At 66.0% G+C, this 17,588-nt stretch carries 19 protein-coding genes; 14 read left to right on the forward strand and 5 right to left on the reverse strand.

The features are described 5' to 3' along the window. Positions 1-52: 52 nt before the first annotated feature. From NG696_RS09985 to NG696_RS09995, 3 genes are all read left to right on the forward strand, one after another. Entirely contained in the window at positions 53-2,305 is a 2,253-nt protein-coding gene (locus NG696_RS09985; protein ID WP_252575350.1) for a polyribonucleotide nucleotidyltransferase, read from the forward strand. Between the two features lie 124 nt (positions 2,306-2,429). After that, the gene (locus NG696_RS09990) at positions 2,430-3,773 is read left to right on the forward strand and encodes a M16 family metallopeptidase (RefSeq protein ID WP_252575305.1); all 1,344 of its coding nucleotides are present in this window, start codon (positions 2,430-2,432) and stop codon (positions 3,771-3,773) included. 31 nt (positions 3,774-3,804) lie between these two features. After that, positions 3,805-4,266, forward strand: a complete 462-nt coding sequence (locus tag NG696_RS09995) for a DUF1579 family protein (protein WP_252564809.1) — start codon at positions 3,805-3,807, stop codon at positions 4,264-4,266. A 134-nt stretch (positions 4,267-4,400) separates the two neighbouring features. Here NG696_RS09995 and NG696_RS10000 read toward each other — a convergent pair whose 3' ends face one another. Further along, positions 4,401-4,682, reverse strand: a complete 282-nt coding sequence (locus NG696_RS10000; RefSeq protein ID WP_252575306.1) for a hypothetical protein — start codon at positions 4,680-4,682, stop codon at positions 4,401-4,403. A gap of 208 nt (positions 4,683-4,890) precedes the next feature. Between NG696_RS10000 and NG696_RS10005 the strand changes: the two genes are divergently transcribed. Then, positions 4,891-5,436, forward strand: a complete 546-nt coding sequence (locus NG696_RS10005) for a hypothetical protein (RefSeq protein ID WP_252564806.1) — start codon at positions 4,891-4,893, stop codon at positions 5,434-5,436. Beyond that, positions 5,426-6,031: a helix-turn-helix transcriptional regulator gene (locus NG696_RS20960; protein WP_252575307.1), complete on the forward strand. Its 606-nt coding sequence runs from the start codon at positions 5,426-5,428 to the stop codon at positions 6,029-6,031. The genes NG696_RS10005 and NG696_RS20960 overlap by 11 nt, the downstream gene beginning before the upstream one ends. A 12-nt stretch (positions 6,032-6,043) precedes the next feature. Here the strand turns inward: NG696_RS20960 and NG696_RS10015 are convergent, their stop codons facing one another. The 3 genes from NG696_RS10015 to moaA form a co-directional block, all read right to left on the reverse strand. Beyond that, on the reverse strand, positions 6,044-7,546 hold the full coding sequence (locus NG696_RS10015) for an HNH endonuclease signature motif containing protein (RefSeq protein ID WP_252575308.1): 1,503 nt from the start codon (positions 7,544-7,546) through the stop codon (positions 6,044-6,046). Between the two features lie 219 nt (positions 7,547-7,765). Then, positions 7,766-8,032, reverse strand: coding sequence for a MoaD/ThiS family protein (locus NG696_RS10020; protein WP_252564801.1), 267 nt, complete (start codon positions 8,030-8,032; stop codon positions 7,766-7,768). Between the two features lie 4 nt (positions 8,033-8,036). Further along, on the reverse strand, positions 8,037-9,239 hold the full coding sequence (gene moaA, locus NG696_RS10025; RefSeq protein ID WP_252564799.1) for a GTP 3',8-cyclase MoaA: 1,203 nt from the start codon (positions 9,237-9,239) through the stop codon (positions 8,037-8,039). A 131-nt stretch (positions 9,240-9,370) separates the two neighbouring features. On the opposite strand from moaA, the gene NG696_RS10030 reads away from it, so the two are divergent. The 7 genes from NG696_RS10030 (at position 9,371) to NG696_RS10060 (ending at position 15,132) form a co-directional block, all read left to right on the forward strand. Then, positions 9,371-11,017, forward strand: coding sequence for a molybdopterin-dependent oxidoreductase (locus NG696_RS10030; protein WP_308291961.1), 1,647 nt, complete (start codon positions 9,371-9,373; stop codon positions 11,015-11,017). Continuing rightward, positions 11,014-12,285 carry a molybdopterin molybdotransferase MoeA gene (locus tag NG696_RS10035; protein ID WP_252575309.1) on the forward strand — a complete coding sequence of 424 codons (1,272 nt, stop codon included), beginning with the start codon at positions 11,014-11,016 and terminating at the stop codon, positions 12,283-12,285. Before NG696_RS10030 ends, NG696_RS10035 begins: the two co-directional genes overlap by 4 nt. After that, positions 12,273-12,767 (forward strand): cyclic pyranopterin monophosphate synthase MoaC, encoded by a 495-nt coding sequence (gene moaC, locus NG696_RS10040; protein WP_252564795.1) that lies wholly within the window; start codon positions 12,273-12,275, stop codon positions 12,765-12,767. The genes NG696_RS10035 and moaC overlap by 13 nt, the downstream gene beginning before the upstream one ends. Continuing rightward, positions 12,764-13,333, forward strand: coding sequence for a MogA/MoaB family molybdenum cofactor biosynthesis protein (locus NG696_RS10045; protein WP_252575310.1), 570 nt, complete (start codon positions 12,764-12,766; stop codon positions 13,331-13,333). Before moaC ends, NG696_RS10045 begins: the two co-directional genes overlap by 4 nt. After that, entirely contained in the window at positions 13,323-13,784 is a 462-nt protein-coding gene (locus tag NG696_RS10050; protein WP_252564792.1) for a molybdenum cofactor biosynthesis protein MoaE, read from the forward strand. The genes NG696_RS10045 and NG696_RS10050 overlap by 11 nt, the downstream gene beginning before the upstream one ends. A gap of 94 nt (positions 13,785-13,878) precedes the next feature. Next, on the forward strand, positions 13,879-14,649 hold the full coding sequence (gene dapB / locus NG696_RS10055) for a 4-hydroxy-tetrahydrodipicolinate reductase (RefSeq protein ID WP_252564790.1): 771 nt from the start codon (positions 13,879-13,881) through the stop codon (positions 14,647-14,649). Positions 14,650-14,652: 3 nt separating this feature from the next. Then, positions 14,653-15,132: a hypothetical protein gene (locus NG696_RS10060; RefSeq protein ID WP_252564788.1), complete on the forward strand. Its 480-nt coding sequence runs from the start codon at positions 14,653-14,655 to the stop codon at positions 15,130-15,132. A 71-nt stretch (positions 15,133-15,203) separates the two neighbouring features. Here NG696_RS10060 and NG696_RS10065 read toward each other — a convergent pair whose 3' ends face one another. After that, positions 15,204-16,439, reverse strand: coding sequence for a heparan-alpha-glucosaminide N-acetyltransferase domain-containing protein (locus NG696_RS10065; RefSeq protein WP_252575311.1), 1,236 nt, complete (start codon positions 16,437-16,439; stop codon positions 15,204-15,206). A 130-nt stretch (positions 16,440-16,569) separates the two neighbouring features. Between NG696_RS10065 and NG696_RS10070 the strand changes: the two genes are divergently transcribed. Next, positions 16,570-17,055: a tyrosine-type recombinase/integrase gene (locus tag NG696_RS10070; RefSeq protein WP_252564784.1), complete on the forward strand. Its 486-nt coding sequence runs from the start codon at positions 16,570-16,572 to the stop codon at positions 17,053-17,055. A gap of 158 nt (positions 17,056-17,213) precedes the next feature. Further along, positions 17,214-17,528, forward strand: coding sequence for a DUF6262 family protein (locus NG696_RS21105; protein ID WP_374208651.1), 315 nt, complete (start codon positions 17,214-17,216; stop codon positions 17,526-17,528). The last annotated feature ends 60 nt before the right edge of the window (positions 17,529-17,588 follow it).

The raw sequence follows: 17,588 nt of genomic DNA on the forward strand, positions 1-17,588 counted from the left end.
GACTGGGTTGATGCGGCTGGACTCCGTGAAACAAGAAACGGAGGTGACTCTCTTGGAGGGTCCCGAAATCCAGTTCTCAGAAGCAGTCATTGACAATGGCCGCTTTGGCAAGCGTGTAATCCGCTTTGAAACCGGCCGTCTTGCCAAGCAGGCAGCCGGCGCAGCCATGGTGTACATCGACGAAGACACCGCGCTGCTGTCCGCCACCACCGCAGGCAAGCACCCGCGCGAAGGCTTCGACTTCTTCCCGCTGACGGTTGACGTTGAAGAGCGTATGTACGCCGCCGGCCGTATCCCGGGCTCGTTCTTCCGCCGCGAAGGCCGCCCGTCCACCGAGGCCATCCTGGCCTGCCGCCTTATGGACCGCCCGCTGCGTCCGGCCTTCGTCAAGGGCCTGCGCAACGAGGTCCAGATCGTGGTGACCGTCCTGGCCATCAACCCCGACGAGCTCTACGACGTGGTGGCCATCAACGCCTCCTCCATGTCCACCCAGTTGTCCGGTCTGCCGTTCTCCGGCCCGATCGGCGGCGTCCGCGTTGCCCTCGTCGCTGACGAGCACGGTTCACAGTGGGTTGCTTTCCCCAAGCACTCCCAGCTCGAGAACTCCGTGTTCAACATGGTTGTAGCCGGCCGTGTTGCCGGTGACGACGTCGCCATCATGATGGTCGAAGCCGAGGCAACCGACAACTCCTGGAACCTCATCAAGGAACAGGGCGCCACCGCTCCCACCGAAGAGGTTGTCTCCGAGGGCCTCGAGGCTGCCAAGCCGTTCATCAAAGCACTCTGCGACGCCCAGGCTGACCTGGCTGCACGCGCTGCCAAGCCCACCGTTGAGTTCCCGGTCTTCCTGGACTACCAGGATGACGTCTACGCCGCTGTTGAGTCGGCTGCCGCTGAGAAGCTGGCCGCTGTCTTCCAGATCGCCGACAAGCAGGAACGCGATGTTGCAACGGATTCGCTCAAGGACGAAGTCACTGCTTCCCTGGCCGGCCAGTTCGAAGGCCGCGACAAGGAGCTGTCCGCAGCATTCCGCTCGGTCACCAAGCAGGTTGTGCGCCAGCGCATCCTCAAGGACCAGATCCGCATCGACGGCCGAGGCCTGACGGACATCCGCCAGCTCACCGCCGAGGTTGAGGTTCTGCCCCGCGTGCACGGCTCGGCAATCTTCGAGCGCGGCGAAACCCAGATCATGGGTGTCACCACGCTGAACATGCTCAAGATGGAACAGCAGATCGATTCGCTGTCGCCCGTCACGCGCAAGCGCTACATGCACAACTACAACTTCCCGCCGTACTCCACTGGCGAGACCGGCCGCGTGGGTTCGCCCAAGCGCCGCGAAATCGGCCATGGCGCCCTCGCAGAGCGCGCCATCATGCCGGTGCTGCCGTCCCGCGAGGAATTCCCCTACGCGATCCGCCAGGTGTCTGAGGCTCTCAGCTCCAACGGTTCGACGTCGATGGGTTCGGTCTGCGCTTCGACGCTGTCCCTGCTCAATGCAGGCGTGCCGCTGAAGGCAGCTGTTGCAGGTATCGCCATGGGCCTGGTCTCCGACCAGGTTGACGGCCAGACCCGTTACGCAGCCCTGACCGATATCCTCGGCGCCGAAGATGCCTTCGGCGACATGGACTTCAAGGTTGCCGGCACCGCCGAATTCGTTACGGCCATCCAGCTGGACACGAAGCTCGACGGCATCCCCGCGTCCGTGCTGGCAGCAGCGCTGAAGCAGGCCCGCGAAGCCCGCCTGCACATCCTTGACGTCCTGAACTCCGCGATCGACACCCCGGATGAGCTCTCCGAGTTCGCGCCGCGCGTCATCGCGGTCAAGATCCCGGTTGACAAGATCGGCGAGGTCATTGGGCCCAAGGGCAAAATGATCAACCAGATCCAGGAAGACACCGGCGCCGACATCTCCATCGAGGACGACGGCACGGTCTACATTGGCGCCACCAACGGTCCGTCTGCTGACGCAGCACGCTCCGCCATCAACGCCATTGCCAACCCGCAGATCCCGGAAATCGGCGAGCGTTACCTGGGTACGGTCGTGAAGACCACCACCTTCGGTGCCTTCATTTCCCTGACTCCGGGCAAGGACGGCCTGCTGCACATCTCCGAGCTGCGCAAGCTGGCCAACGGCAAGCGCGTGGACAACGTTGATGACGTGGTTTCCGTCGGCCAGAAGATCCAGGTGGAAATCACCAAGATCGATGACCGCGGAAAGCTGTCGCTGTCCCCCGTAGTGGCTGAAGAAGAAGACGCCGAGAGCGTTGACTCTTCCGCCGCAGAGGGCGCTGCCGAAGCGGAGTAGTCCACTGACGCGGAGTAGCATCCTCCTCCACACAGCATGAATCGGCGGGGCCGGTGGATGATCCACCGGCCCCGCCGCTGTTACGATGGCAGCCAGATCCGGCTGCCGCTCCTGAAAGGCTTCAATGACTGTTGTACCCCTGCCGCTTGAGCAGAACCAGCCCGGCGACACCCTGGTCCACGGCTCCGACGGCGGTTCTGTTGTCCGGCGTTCGGTGCTGCCGGGCGGCGTGCGGGTGCTCACCGAAGCGATGCCGGGCCAGCGTTCGGCGACCATCGGTTTCTGGGTGGGCGTCGGGTCACGCGATGAAGCCCCGGGCCAGCACGGCTCCACGCACTTCCTGGAGCACCTGCTGTTCAAGGGGACCAAGCGCCGCACAGCCCTGGAGATCGCCTCGGCCTTTGACGAGGTGGGCGGGGAGTCCAACGCAGCCACGGCCAAGGAGAGCACGTGCTATTTCGCGCGGGTGCTGGACACGGACCTGCCCATGGCCATCGACGTCATTGCCGACATGATCACCGGCGCCGTCCTGGATCCGGCCGAGATGGAGCAGGAGCGCGACGTCATCCTGGAGGAAATTGCCATGGACAGCGATGACCCCACGGACGTGGCGCATGAAAACTTTGTGGCTGCCGTCCTGGGCACCCACCCGCTGGGCCGCCCCATCGGCGGCACGCCCGCCGCGATCCGCGCCGTCGCCCGTGACTCCGTCTGGGAGCACTACCGCCGTTACTACCGCCCGGATGAGCTGGTCATCACCGCCGCCGGGGGCCTGGAGCACGACGTCGTCTGCAGCCTTGTGGTGGACGCCCTCCACACTGCCGGGTGGTCACTTGAGCCGGACGCCGCCCCGGTGGATCGCCGCTCCACCGAGCGGGCGGACATCACCGGCACTGCAGGACTGCATGTGGTCAAACGTGCGGTGGAGCAGGCGAATATCATCATGGGCTGCCCCACGATTGTGGCCACCGATGAACGTCGCTACGTCATGAGCGTCCTCAACGCCGTCTTGGGCGGCGGGATGTCCTCGCGGCTGTTCCAGGAAATCCGCGAAAAGCGTGGCCTGGTGTACTCCACGTACTCCTTTGCCTCCTCCTACGCCGACGCTGGCTACTTCGGGATGTACGCAGGGTGCACTCCGTCCAAGGTCCGCCAGGTGCTGGACCTGCTGGGGCTGGAACTGGACAAGCTGGCCGAAGGCGGCATCTCCGACGACGAACTGCGCAAGGCCGTGGGCCAGCTGTGCGGTGGCATTGTCCTGGCACTTGAGGACACGGGTTCCCGCATGTCCCGACTCGGCCGCGCTGAACTGGTGTCCGGTGAATACCAGGACATCGACGAGACCCTGCGCCAGATCAAGGCGGTCACCGCGCAGGAGGTCCAGGAACTTGCCAGGGAACTGGCAGCCGCCCCGCGGACTGTCACCGTGGTGGGTCCATTCGCAGAGTCCGAAACCTTCGGTCTCTGACCGGCAGGCTTGCGCCCGCCATAATGAACCTATGAACCTTCCGCAGCCGGGCACGGTGCACGCCGTCCTGGAGAACTTCCTGGGCCATTGGCGCGGCACCACCCGGCTGGACGCGTCGGCCTGGGGGCCCAAGCGCACGGCCTCGGCGGAAATCAGTTACACCAGGGCAGCCGGGGGCTACGCCGTCGTGCAAAGTTACAGACACACCGAAGCTGATGGCACGCACTTTGAAGGCCACGGCGTTTTTACTGTCGACCGCGACCACAACGACATCCTCTGGTACCACGTGGACAGCATGGGCCTGCCGCCGGGAGCTCCGGCCCGCTGCACTTGGGTGGACGGTGTGCTGCGCGTGGAACGCCACAGTGACCGGGGGACTGCCCGCAATACTTTCCGCGTGGACAACGACGTGCTGATCCACACCGCCGAGTTGCGCCTCGGCGAGGGCCAGGACTTTGTCCCGTTCATGACCTCCGAGTGCCGCCGCGTCTGACCCCATCCAGCCCCCGCGCGAACGGACACTTGAGCCCCTGCTGGTTGGCAGGCCCGCAGGTTGGCGCGAGAGGCCAGTTAAGACCCCTGCTTCTGCGCGAACGGACACTTGGGGCCCCTGCAGAATTCCGACCGTCAGCCGGCTGATTCCAGAATCCTTGTCCGCGGAGCGCCGTTCAAGGCTGGCGCCGCGGAGGAGGAATTCCACACCCTACTTTTCAGGTTCGCCAGCAAATGCTCAGCCTGGCCGCGTTCGTTGAAATCGAGTTCCACCACCACGTAGTGGGAATCATCCACAGGCTGGGAAATCCGGTGGCTGACGACTCCGGAGGCCGCGCGGTCCACCGGATCCCGGTCGAAGGCTTCTTTCCACATGCCAAAGTCCTTTATGCCATGTTCGATTTGCAGTGTGTACATTGCTGCTTCTCCTTAGCTGATCGTATTAGTTGATCGCACTTATTTGCCTCCGTGCTGTCCAACCCATGGCTCCTGTCCTGGGACAGCCGCACGGTTCCGCTGCGTCGCGTACTGTCACGTTAACCGCCGGCCGATGTGGCCGGTATCCCAGAAATCTAGGGTCTTGGTAGAAAACCCCGGCGCTGCCTACAGAGTGCATACTGGGGGAATGACCCCCGGCAGGCCCTGGAACAGGAGCCTTGAACGGATCCGGCTCATCGGCGACTCCGCCCCGGATCACCACTCGTTACGCACTGCCGTGCTCGCTGAGTTGGGCCGGGTGCTTCCGTTCAGTGCTTTCGTGTGGCCGCTCTCAGATCCGCTGACGGCGACGGGCATGTCGCCCATTGCCAGAATTCCGTGCCCGGACGAACTGCCGTTGCTGATCAGGCTCAAGTATCTGACGCTGGCAGGTCGGTGGACGCAGTTGGCGATCAGCCCGTCGCCAGTGACGACGCTGCTGCGCGAAACTGCCGGCAATCCATCACGGAGCCTGGTGTGGGAGGGACTTATGAAGCGCTACGGAGTGACCGATGTCCTGTTCGCAGTGCTGGCGGACAAGCACGGCTGCTGGGGTTGGATTGACCTCTGGCGAACGGCGCAGGACGATCCTTTTACTGCCGACGAAGTGGGATACATCGCTGCCGTGACGCGTGAGGGTCATGCCCGCCCTTCGTCGTTCGATAGCCGGGCAATTTCTCCTGGTGGTGCCTGACGGACGCGACCCCGCAGGACACGAGGTGGTCCGTGTGGGGGCGTCAGCCATCGGCGAACGTCCTGGGCCGGACTTGCCTCAGCAGGCAGTGCTGACTCTGGATGCGGATATGGCGGTGGTGGGTGGAACTGCTTCTGTGGAGGAGTGGCTGGGACTGCTTCAGGCTGGCCCGCATCCCTTTCAACGTGTACCGGCCGAGGTTCTCAACGTGGCTGCCCAGTTGCTGGCGCGTGAGGCGGGCGTGGATCGTCATCCTGCGTCCGCCCGTGTGCACACAGGGTCGGGCCAGTGGGCTCTGCTCCAGGCCAGCCGGATGGACTCCACCGGCACGGCGGCCATTCCGCCATTGGCCGTCACCATCCAGGCCTGCCCTCCGGCGGCGAGGCTTGATATGTTCGCCCGGAGCTTCGGGCTGACAACGCGGCAGCGGGAATTGTTGGAGCTTGCCGCCTGCGGCGCCGACACCAACGCCATGGCTGACGCCTTGGGGATCGGGGCCTATACCGTCCAGGATCAGTTCAAGCAGATTTTCGAGACATGCGGCGTCCATAGCCGTGCGACGTTGTTGGCCCTGGCGATGGGAACGGCCGAGTAACCGAACCCGCCTTCACCTCTGTGCCGGTGGCAGGCTTGTGTCCAGGTCCAGGTCCAGGTCCAGGTCCAGGTCCAGGTCGAGTTCCAGGTCCAGGTCCGCGTCCAAGACCGCACCGGTGTCGATGCCGGTGTTGGTCATGGGGATGTTTGATGGCCAGTCTGGTGGTTCCCAGTCGGGGTGTTCGCTGGCGTAGTGGCGTCCGGTGGGTGATATCCAGCCGGGTGGTTCGTTCTTGGTGGCTGTTGTGGGTGTCCAGGCTGTGGTGTGTCTTAGTCTGTGGTGTTTGGGGCAGGGCTGGCCGAGGATACTGATTCCGGTGCTGCCGCCGTGGGCCCAGGCGAGAATATCGTCTGCTTCGTTGTCCAAGGACTGGTTGCTGCAGCCGGGGAACGGGCACTTCCCGTCCCGCAGCCGTAGCCATTGGCGTTGGGCTTTCGTGAGTCGGTAGCTGGTTCTACCGATTTCCAGCGGTGCGCCGTCGCGTGGGTCGGTCAGGACTCGGTGGAAGGACTCGGCGCCGTCGGCAATGAGCTTGCGGGCCATGGACGGCGGGATCGGGCCGTAGCCGTCCAACATGGCGGGCTCCTGAGTGAAGCCCAGCAGCGACATCACCGGGACCGTGACCAGCACCTGCGCCTGCGGCGACGGAACACCATCGGCACGACGGCTGCTCATTTCCCCACCCTCATCACCGGTTCCGCCGAGGAGCCACGTGGCTGCGATGTCTGCGCGGATCTGGCCGATGGTCCGGTCCTCATGAGGTCCTTGGAGCGCTCTGCCTGCGGCGGTGGTGCGGTCCCAGATCCCCGCGGCCTGATCGGCGGGAAGGTAGGCGGAGAGCCAGGCCATGCCGTCACGGTCCGGGGCGTACTCCACCCGCCGGTCGGCGGCACTCCTTATGTGGCGCTTTTCGATGCTAACCGGGTGATGCCGTTCCCGCCAGGTGCGGGCTTTGTGCCGGAACCGCCCGGGGACGAGCCCACCGGCCGGACACCCCCGCGCTGGGTTAACCGCGTCGGGGTCCAGGAAATGCGCCTCCAACGCCGCAGCCGCCAGCCGGTCAAGGTTGGTGGTTTCGTCGACCATGACCCTCGCGTGCTGCCACGAAATCTGCCCTGCCTGCAGCGCGGATAGGGTCAGGGGCAGCCTGGTGGTGAGTTGGTGGGCCTCGGCCAATAGCGCCCCAGCGGACCGTTCGCTCACCGTTAGCACGCATGCCACCTCCGCGACCACGGCCATCTCTTGCCCGGTGTTGTCCTCAGGTGACGTGGCCGGACCCGCCAGGGCTTGGGCAGCGTCGTCATAGTCGTCGACTGCCTGGACTTTGAGGCCCGCCATCTTTGCCTCCGCGCAAGCGACTTCAGCCAAGGTCATCAGGGCATTATTCGCCCTCCGGCGCAGCGGATCAGAGTCCCGGGAACCTGAGGATTCGGCAGCTTCACGGATGACAACAGCAAGCCGAGCGACGGAAGCCTCGATGGCCTCTAACGCCTCCACAGCTGCTCTGCGATCCATACCTCAAGCGTCACAGGTGGGTCTGACAAAAACCGCGTAGACGAATGCCTATGTGCATAACTCAGAAGCCACGCGAGCCTCTGTGAAGGTGATCAGGACTATGGATCCGGCAGCTTCGGCGGGAAGGGACACTTACGGCCCTGGGATCGGGGGCCTCTACTGTCCGTCGCGCCAAGGTCCTGGGCCTCAAGGATCCATTCGCACGGTCTGAAGGGTGCCCTACCCGCCAGCGAACGGAGGCAGCACGTCAACCACATCGCCCGGATTTAACACAGTCGTGCGGTCCCTGACGGCCACCTCGTTGAGCAGGAAACTGCTCCGGGACAGGATGCGTTGCAGAGGAGGAGTGCCGGCAGGGGGCTCGGCGCGGTCCACAGCCAGGACTGCCTGCAGCAGGCCGGCCACTGTGGTCCCCGACGCGAGATCAAAGAACTCCTCTTCGACTCCAGCGGCAGCGCGTGCGGCAGCGAAGTAACGAACGTTCAAGAATTCAGCCTCCGATGGCGCTCATGCTGCGGTCCGGCTGGACAAAGTCCGCTGCGCCGAGACCTGTGTGGTCCATGCCGTGGGCCTTTGGCTTGACCCACATGGCGTCCTGCCAGCGTTCGGCCAGGGCCTGATCACTGGCACCGTCCCGCAGCAGACCCAAGAGATCAAACTCCTCACGGGAGAACAGGCAGCTCATGATCTTGCCCTCGGCTGTGATCCGTGTGCGACGGCAGTCGGAGCAGAACGGCTCCGTGACGGACGCGATGATGCCCACGGTGCCGAGCGCCGGCCCGGGGGCTTCCGGCGCCGCCTCCACGCCTTCCGGCCGAGGCCCGCCAGCGGCAGGCACAAGTCCCTCGGTACCCAGCGCCGGACCATCCGGCCCCGCGGTCCCGGCCGTCCGGCGTCGTACTTCAAAGCGTTCTGCGGGGGCTCCATCGCGGGCGCGGGGATCGGGACTCAACACAAAGTCGTGCGAGAGCAGGGAGCGGATCTCGGCCGCCGTGATCATGTTCCGCCGCGTCCAGCCGTGATCCGCATCAAGGGGCATCTGCTCGATGAAGCGCAGTTCGTAGCCGCGGTCCAGCGCCCAGGCCAGGAGGGACGGCGACTCGGTATCGTTGATGCCCCGCATCAGCACGGCGTTGAGTTTGACGGGGCCCAGCCCGGCCGCCCAGGCGGCGTCGACGCCCGCAAGCACGCGGTCCAGGAAGGGGCGCCGGGTCAGCTTGGTGAAAGTTTCTTCGTGCAGCGAATCCAGCGAGACATTGATGCGGGTCAGGCCCGCGGCCTTAAGCGCGGCAGCCTTTTTGTCCAGGCCCACGCCGTTGGTGGTCATGGAGATCGGCAGCTCCGGATGATTGCTTCGCAGGGCCGCGAGGATGTCAATCAGGTCCGCCCGGACCAGAGGCTCCCCGCCGGTCAGGCGCAGTTCGCGGACACCGAGCAGGTCCACACCAATCCGGACAATCCGCACGATCTCCTCGGCGGACATCACGGCCTGCTTCGACAGCCATTCAAGCCCCTCTGCAGGCATGCAGTAGGTGCAGCGCAGGTTGCATTTGTCCGTCAGCGACAGCCTCATGTCCGTGGCCCGGCGGCCGTACTGGTCCAGCAGCCCCTGCGGCGTGCCGGCCGGCCGGGCAAGCGGCAGGCCCGGCCCTGCACCTTCCCGGGGTTGCGGCATGCCTAGCTGAACAGTCATGAATTCAGGCTACGCCACCTTTACCCTTGGATCACGCCCATGACGCCCGGGATCCGGTCCATCGCCCGAAATCCATCCGAACGGTGGCGAAGTCCGGCGCTGCCGTGGCGCGGCGAACCTATGCTGGAGAGGTGAACAGCTCCCAGCCCCTGCAGGAAACGGCCGACGACGGCGCCACCTCTTCAGGGCGTTCGGGAACCGACGGTGCCGCTCAAGGCAGCCGCCGCTGGGCCGCTGTGTCGGGAGCCGTGGCCGCGGGCGCCGCCGTCGTAATAGGGGAGCTGCTGGCAGGTCTGTTCAGTCCGTCCCTCTCGCCCCTGACGGCAGTAGGCGGGGCCATGATCGATGCTGTTCCGCCGGGTGTGAAGGACTGGGCCATCTCCCTTTTCGGCACCGCCGATAAAGCGGTGTTCGTGGCCGGGATGCTCCTGGTTATCGCAGCAGTCGGGGCGTTGGCCGGAATTCTGGAACAGCGCAGGCGGTTTGCCGGTGCAGCGGTGATTGCTGTTTTTGGGCTTGTAGGCCTTAGCGCGGTCCTTACCCGCGCCCAGATGACCCCGGCCGCGGCTGTAGTGCCACTGGCCGCTGCATTGGCAGGTGCGCTCCTGCTGGGATGGCTGATCCGCCGCCTCCACGAAGGGCTCCCGGCCGGCGCAGCCGGGACAGGTGCCGCAAACACGCAAGTTCCCGCGAGGACAGTAACAACCGCCGGGCGGCGCACGTTCCTGCAGGTCTTGGCTGCGAGCGCCGGGGCCACCGCCGTTGGTGGGGTTGTGGCCGCGGTCTGGCGAGGAGCGGCATCCGCCATCAGCGCCGCCCGCGAAAAACTGCAACTGCCTGCCGCAGTCTCTGGAGCGCCCGCCATCCCGGCCGGCGCCGACGTAGGCCTGGACGGAATGCAGCCGCTGGTCACACCGAACCGGGACTTCTACCGGATCGACACCGCCCTGATCGTCCCTTCCCTCGACCCTGAGTCCTGGGTCCTCCGCGTCACCGGGATGGTGGAACAGGAGATTGAGCTGAACCTGGCTGATCTGCTGGCCAAGCCCCTGATCGAACGGCACGTGACCATCGCCTGCGTCTCCAACGAAGTGGGTGGAGACCTGATCGGCAATGCACGCTGGCTCGGCTGGCCGGTGCGGGAACTCCTGGCCCTTGCCCGGCCGCAATCCGGCGCCGACATGGTGCTGTCCCGAAGCTCCGACGGCTGGACGGCGGGCACCCCGCTGGAGGTCCTCACTGATCAGCGGGACGCCCTGCTTGCGGTGGGGATGAACGGCGAACCGTTGCCGCTGGAACACGGCTTCCCGGTCCGGTTGATCGTGCCGGGCCTCTACGGCTACGTTTCCGCGACCAAATGGCTGACGGAACTCCGCGTCACCAGGTTCGCGGACGACGTCGGCTATTGGACTCCGCGCGGCTGGTCCGACCGCGGCCCCATCAAGACGTCCTCACGGATCGACGTGCCCCGCACCGGCCGGCGGGTGGGCGCCGGAACGGTCATGTTTGGCGGCGTGGCCTGGGCCCAGCACACTGGGATCGGCAAGGTGGAACTCCGCGTCAACCGCGGTCCGTGGCAGGCGGCCCGCCTCGCACCCGGGATTTCGCTGGACACCTGGTACCAGTGGCAGCTTGGCATCGAGCTGACGCCGGGCCAGTACGAGGTCCAGGTCCGCGCCACGGACCTCAACGGCGAGCCGCAGGTGGAGGATCGCCGGCCGGTTGCTCCCGACGGGGCCACCGGCTTCCACACGATTAGAGTTGACGTGAATCCATGACGGCCCGGACCGAAGGCAGGACCTTGCACAGCTCTCCGCACCAGCACAGCCACACGCCACACCAGGCACGGTCCGTGGCCCTGCACCGCGCCGCCGTCACCGAACTGCTGGCGCCCCTGCGGGCCCACGGACGGACGGAAACGCTGGCACTCCGCGACGCGCTGGGCAAGGGCCTGGCCCAGGACGTGATGGCCCCCTTGAGCCTCCCGCCGTTCGCCAACTCCCAAATGGACGGTTTTGCCGTCAACAGCCTGGACGTGTCCGACGGCGGTGCGGAGCTGCCTGTGGTTGTCCCCGTTCCGGCAGGTGCCGTGCCGGCGGCCCTGGACTGCGGCACTGCCGCCCCCATCATGACGGGGGCCATGATTCCCGTCGGTGCTGACGCCGTCGTGCCCGTGGAACGTGCCGTTCCCGACCGGTTCCCCGCCCCGGGGGAAACAACCACTGTGTGGCTGCCGGCGACGGCGGCAGGCACCTTCGTGCGGTCGGCCGGCAGTGATATTGCGGTGGGGGAGCGGGCGCTGGCCGCGGGAACCTTCCTCGGACCGGCGCAGCTGGGGCTGCTGGCGGCCCTGGGGATCGCCGAGGTTACGGTGCGCAGGCCGGTGACCGTTTTGCTGGCTACCACCGGCGACGAAGTAGTGGAACCGGGCCAGCCCCTGCCGGCCGGCAAGATCTACGATTCCAACGGAACCCTCCTCGAAAGCGCCATGCGGCAAGCGGGCCTGGCCGTGGTGCGCACGGGCATCGCCTCGGACCATCCTGACGAATTCCGGGCACTCCTGCGCAGCCATGTTGGTGCGGTGGACCTGATTGTTACTACGGGCGGGGTCAGCAAGGGAGCCTACGAAGTGGTCCGCCAGGCCATGGACGGCCAGGCTACCGAGTTCCTGCATGTGGCCATGCAGCCCGGCGGCCCGCAGGGCATCGGGACGTTCGACGGTGTGCCCTTCCTCGGATTCCCGGGAAATCCCGTTAGCTGCCTGGTTTCCTTCGAAATGTTCCTGCGGCCTGTGCTGACCGAATTGTTTGGCTCGCCGGCACCACGGATCCCTGTCCGCGCACGGCTGGGCCACAGCCTTTCGTCGCCGGAACTCAAGCATCAGGTCCGGCGCGGAACCCTCCAGGGGGACGGAACGGTCCGCCTGGAAGGGGGCGAAAGCTCCCACCTTATGCATGCCCTCGCCGGCTCCAACGCGCTGGTGCACGTACCCGTTGGAGTCTCGGCGCTCGCCGAGGGTGACGAGGTGGAAGTATGGATGCTGTGAATCCAGAACATAGCCCGTCCGCGCTGACCCACCTGCGCCAGGACGGAAGCGCCCAGATGGTGGACGTGTCGGGCAAATCCGAAACCACGCGGGAAGCCACCGCCACTGCCACCGTCCGCACCACTGACGAAGTGCTGGGCCTGCTCGGATCCGGCGGCCTGCCCAAGGGTGATGCCCTGGCCGTGGCGCGGGTTGCCGGCATCATGGCGGCAAAAAAGACCCCCGAACTCATCCCGCTCTGCCATCCGTTGCCGCTCTCGAAAGTCACCGTGGACTTCGAGCTCGGAACCGATTCCGTGGCGATTCTGGCCACGGTCAAGACCCGCGGGGTCACCGGGGTTGAGATGGAAGCGCTGACGGCGGCCTCCGTGGCTGCCCTCAGCGTGTACGACATGATCAAGGCCGTCGACAAGCACGCCGTGCTGACCGACATCAAAGTGCTGGCGAAAAGCGGCGGCAAGAGCGGGGACTGGACACTATGAGCACCGAGAGCACTTACCCGGCTGAGCCAGACACGGAGCCGCACACGCCGCAACCTCACCTGCCGGAGCCGCACACGCACGGCGAGGTGCAGGGCCGGAAGGCCGGGGTTGTCATTGCGTCCACTCGGGCCGCCGCAGGCATCTATGAGGACGAAACCGGGCCCGTCATCATCGACTGGCTCACCGAGCATGGCTTCGAGGCGTATCCCGCCATGGTGGTGCCGGACGGCGCGCCCGTCGGGGCGGCCATCCGCGCCCTCCTCACCCAGCATCCCGCCGTCGTGATCACGAGCGGCGGCACCGGGCTCAGCCCGGACGACCGCACACCAGACGTAACCCTGCCCCTTCTGGACCGGGAAATCCCGGGCATCATGGAGGCCATCCGGCGCGAGGGCGCAGCCAAAACGCCGCTTGCGGCGCTCAGCCGCGGCCACGCCGGAGCTGCCGGGCAGACGTTCATCGTTAACCTGCCCGGCTCACCCAAGGGAGTTATGGACGGCCTGTCGGTGCTGGACCCGTTGATCGGGCACCTGTGCGACCAGCTGGAGGGCGGCCATGGGCACTGAATCGGTTTTCGAAGTGGTCCACGCGGTGCTGAGCGCAGAACCCATCTCCGTGGACCAGGCCATCGCTGCCGTGGAATCTGACACCGCAGGGGCCGTGGTCAGCTTCAGCGGCGTGGTGAGGAATCACGACGGCGGCAAGGCAGTGGAGCGGCTCAGCTACAGCGCGCACCCCACGGCTCACCAGGTGATGGCCGACGTCGTCGCCCGTCTGGCCGCCGAACATGCCGGCGAGGGATCCGCCACCCAGCCCGTGCGGATTTGGGCTGCCCACCGCATCGGCATGCTCGACATCGGAGATCCGGCGCTGGTCTGTGCGGTCTCCGCGGCGCACCGCGGGCAGGCTTTTGCCGTGTGTTCCGAACTGGTGGACCGCATCAAGGAGCAGGTTCCCATCTGGAAGGAACAGTTCTTCGCCGACGGCACGGTGGAGTGGGTGGGCGCAGGCCGCTGAGCACCACTGGCTTCCCTTCGCCTGCCGGTGGTTGCGAGGTAACGCACAGCCTCCGGTTCAATCCCGCACCCGGCCCGACGGTAGGGTTAACGGCATGACCGAACAACTCTCCGTGCCCACACGCGTGGCTGTCCTGGGCGCCAGCGGGCGCATGGGCGCCGAAGCCGTAAAGGCCGTTGAAGCTGCCTCCGACCTGATGCTCGTAGCCGCCCTGGGACGCGGCGACTCGCTGGACCAGCTGGCGGAGTCGGGTGCCCACATCGTGGTGGACCTAACCGTCCCCGAGAGCACGGAAGCGAACGTGCGCTACGCCGTCGAGCATGGCATGCACGCCGTCGTGGGAACCACCGGCTGGGATTCCACCCGGCTCGCCGCCCTGGATGCACTGCTCGCGGAGCATCCGGAAACCGGAGTGCTGATCGCCCCCAACTTTGCCCTCGGCTCCGTGCTGGCCTCAGCCTTCGCTGCCAAGGCTTCCAAATATTTCGAGTCCGTGGAAATCATCGAACTGCACCACCCGGAAAAGGTTGATGCGCCGTCCGGGACCGCTGTCCGCACCGCCGAGCTCATCGCAGCCGAGCGCAAGGCTGCGGACATTCCGCCCAGTCCTGACGCGACCACCAGCGAACTCGCCGGCGCGCGGGGTTGCGACGTTGAGGGAGTCCGCGTTCACAGCGTCCGGCTGCGCGGGCTGGTGGCCCACCAGGAGGTGCTGCTTGGCGGCCCGGGCGAGCAGCTGACCTTCCGGCACGATTCCTTTGACCGTGCTTCATTTATGCCCGGAGTGCTGCTTGGCGTGCGCAACGTCGCCGCGCATCCGGGACTGACGGTGGGCCTGGACGGCTACCTGGACTTGGGGCTCTAGGCCGTGGGCGAGTTCCTGGCTGCGTTCCGGAAGAACCGCACCAAGATCTGGGTGGGTGCCGTAACGCTCCTGCTGGTCTTCTACCTGGTGGTGTCCTTCCAGCGCTCCGTGCTCCTGCTGCTGGACAGCAACCCCGCCGCCAAGGCCATCGGGGCTGCCTACCTGGTCCTCCCGGCCATCGGCGCCTGGGCCATGATCCGTGAACTGCTGTTCGGTGCGCGCACGGAACAGATGGCCAAGGTGCTGGAGGCCGAAGGCGGGCTCCCCATCGACGAACTGCCGCGCACACCCGCCGGCCGGATCGTCCGCTCAGCGGCGGATCTGGAATTCGAAAAGTACAAGGCCGAGGCTGAAGCGGCGCCCGGTGACTGGCGTTCGTGGTTCCGGCTCAGCTGCGCCTATGACGCTGCCGGGGACCGCAAGCGCGCCCGCGCGTCCATGCGCGACGCCGTGAAGCTGTTCCGCGGCCAGGTTCCGGCGTAGGAGCCTGCTCGTAGCCGTCCGCGCTGCGGCGGCCGGTCACTGCGGCAGCGGCCGGTCGCGGCGGCGGTAGGTTAGCGCAGGCCGGCTCGTCCGCCGCGCCCCAGCTGGTTGGCCGCATGGCCCACCAGCTCCAATGGGCCCCGCCATTTCAGGACGACAAACACGATGCCCACGGTGATGGCCGTCGCGGCATGCGCCCAGTACACCCCCTCCTCGGTCCAGCCGGCGGGCAGTGGTTTCAGGTAGAACGCCGAAACCACCCAGACATGCGCTGAGTAGAGCGTGAGCGTCATGGCTCCCGCACCGCGCAGCGGCAGCAACGGGTCCAGGTCCAGCCAGTCAGCGAGCCTGCCGAGCAGGAGGAACACGCCCACGACGGCTGCTGCCACACCGCAGGTGTGAAGCAGATCCAGCGTGGTGGCCGAATGCGGCGCCGCGGCCGCCAGCCACCACCAGGATCCTTCCTGCGGGATTCCCGTGAGGTTGACCTGGAGGACACTGTCCAGCGGGTATCCGGGGGCGTTCAGGACTGCCTCCAGCGCGGCCCGGCCGCCCCAGTTCTCCATCGCGGCCGTGCCCAAAGCCTTGGCCAGTGCGGCCACCGCAGTCCCGCCGGCGAGCAGCAGGACAGGAACCATCGCCTTGGTGAGGGCCAGCCGGCCAATGACCAGGCCCACCAGCAGATATGACAGCCACTGGAACACCGGGTAGTAGCCGGTCAGGAACAGGTCTCCCAGCAGAGGGAACGGCGTCGAGAGGTCTTCCCAGGACGGGTTGTGCCCCAGATTCAGGGGCGGATTGGCTGCCATGAGCCAGGGGCGGAGCAGATATGCGAGCGCCGGGGAAACCACGGTCCAGCCGGCGGCCCAGGCGCACAGCGCCTTGACCTTCAGGCCCAGGAACGGCAGGATGCACAGGAACAGCAGCGCGTAATGGACCAGGATGATCGCAAGGTTCACTTCCAGCCCGCCCAGTGAGAGCCCGACGGCGGCAATCACCAGGGCTCGCAGTGCGATGCCGCGGCGGGCTGCGTTCAAGGCAGTACCTTCCGGAGGCAGCTGCTTGCCGGTGGACAGCGCCAGGCCCACGCCCGCCAACACGGCAAACAGGGCTGCCGCGCGGCCGGAGAAGGTCAGGCCGATCCATGTGGGCGTGAGGTCGGCGTTTGCCTCGAAGGTGGGGAGCAGATGCGTGGCCATCATGCCAAGGAGCGCCAGCCCCCTTGCTGCGTCAATACCGCGGAGTCGGCCCGCGGCCTGTGAGGTTCGAGGCACCCGCGAGGGTCTTGCCGGGGCACGGGACGTCATGAGGCGATGTTCTCACACCAACCTTTGTGGCGGCAGTCAAGAGCCAGCCGGAAACACGATCTTGAAGACCTTGTGTTCGAATATATGTTTCCTTCAGCCCTTGGCTGGACGTCTTTGACGTAGCCTACGGGTGGCCTACGACAGTCACGCTCGGCTTGGGGGAGCGTTATCTGGAGTGTTGTCCACGAGTTCACGGTTCAGTCAATTGGGCCTGTTAGACCGGAAGCCAGAACATGAGCCTGTTTCCAAGGAGCCGCCATGCCCATGGAACCCCGGAACCGCCGCCGGCCTCATCCAGGTCTGGCAGACGACGATCGGGCTCCATGATGAACAGGGCCACCCGTTCCGCTTCACCGCCCACCAACTCCGCCATACCTACGCGCGACACGACTCATCAACGCCGCCGCCGCAGGAAGTGGTCCGCCGGTTACTGGACCATGAATCACACGAGATGACCGCCCGCTACGCGCGGCTGATGGACGAAACCGTCCGGCGGCACTGGGAAAAGGCAACGAAGATCAACATCAGAGGCGAAACCATCAGCCCCGGGCAAGACAACGGGCTCAACTCATCGCAGAAGCCGAAACAGCAGGCCAGACACGCATGGTCGAAATGAACCTCAAAGTCGCCACCAACCTCGAGAACATCATCAACGCCATCCAGACCACCCCCACGGACGATGAGGACCCCCCGGATGCAGGCTGACAACACCCACCACCTCCTGGCAGCGGCCCGCGAACGATCTGAAAAAGCACGCGCACGCGCCACCAAGCCCTGACACAAATTCACGAAAGCGGGCGGACAGCCACCGCATCCGAGCTTGCCCGGGCCGCAGAAGTGTCACGCTCCTGGCTCTACACCCAACCGGACCTGCTGGACCTCCTCCAACAGCAGAAAACACCGACCCGAACCTCAACGTCTGGGTCCTCCACCCGGGCATCGGACACGTCCCTCCACCGAAGTCTGCAACTCGCCCACCAACGCATCCGACAACTCACGGACGAGAACACCCGGTTGCGCGAACGACTGGCCCGAACCCACGGAGCACTCCGCGCTGCAAACCTCACCAACGTGAACGGGCGTCCCTAACGATCGCTCTCCGCGGTGCCATGCCAAGGGAAACTGACTGGCACTAGGGTCACGCACGCG

The sequence above is a fragment of the Pseudarthrobacter cellobiosi genome, assembly GCF_023913755.1.
In the GTDB taxonomy this organism is placed as follows: Bacteria; Actinomycetota; Actinomycetes; order Actinomycetales; family Micrococcaceae; genus Arthrobacter; species Arthrobacter cellobiosi.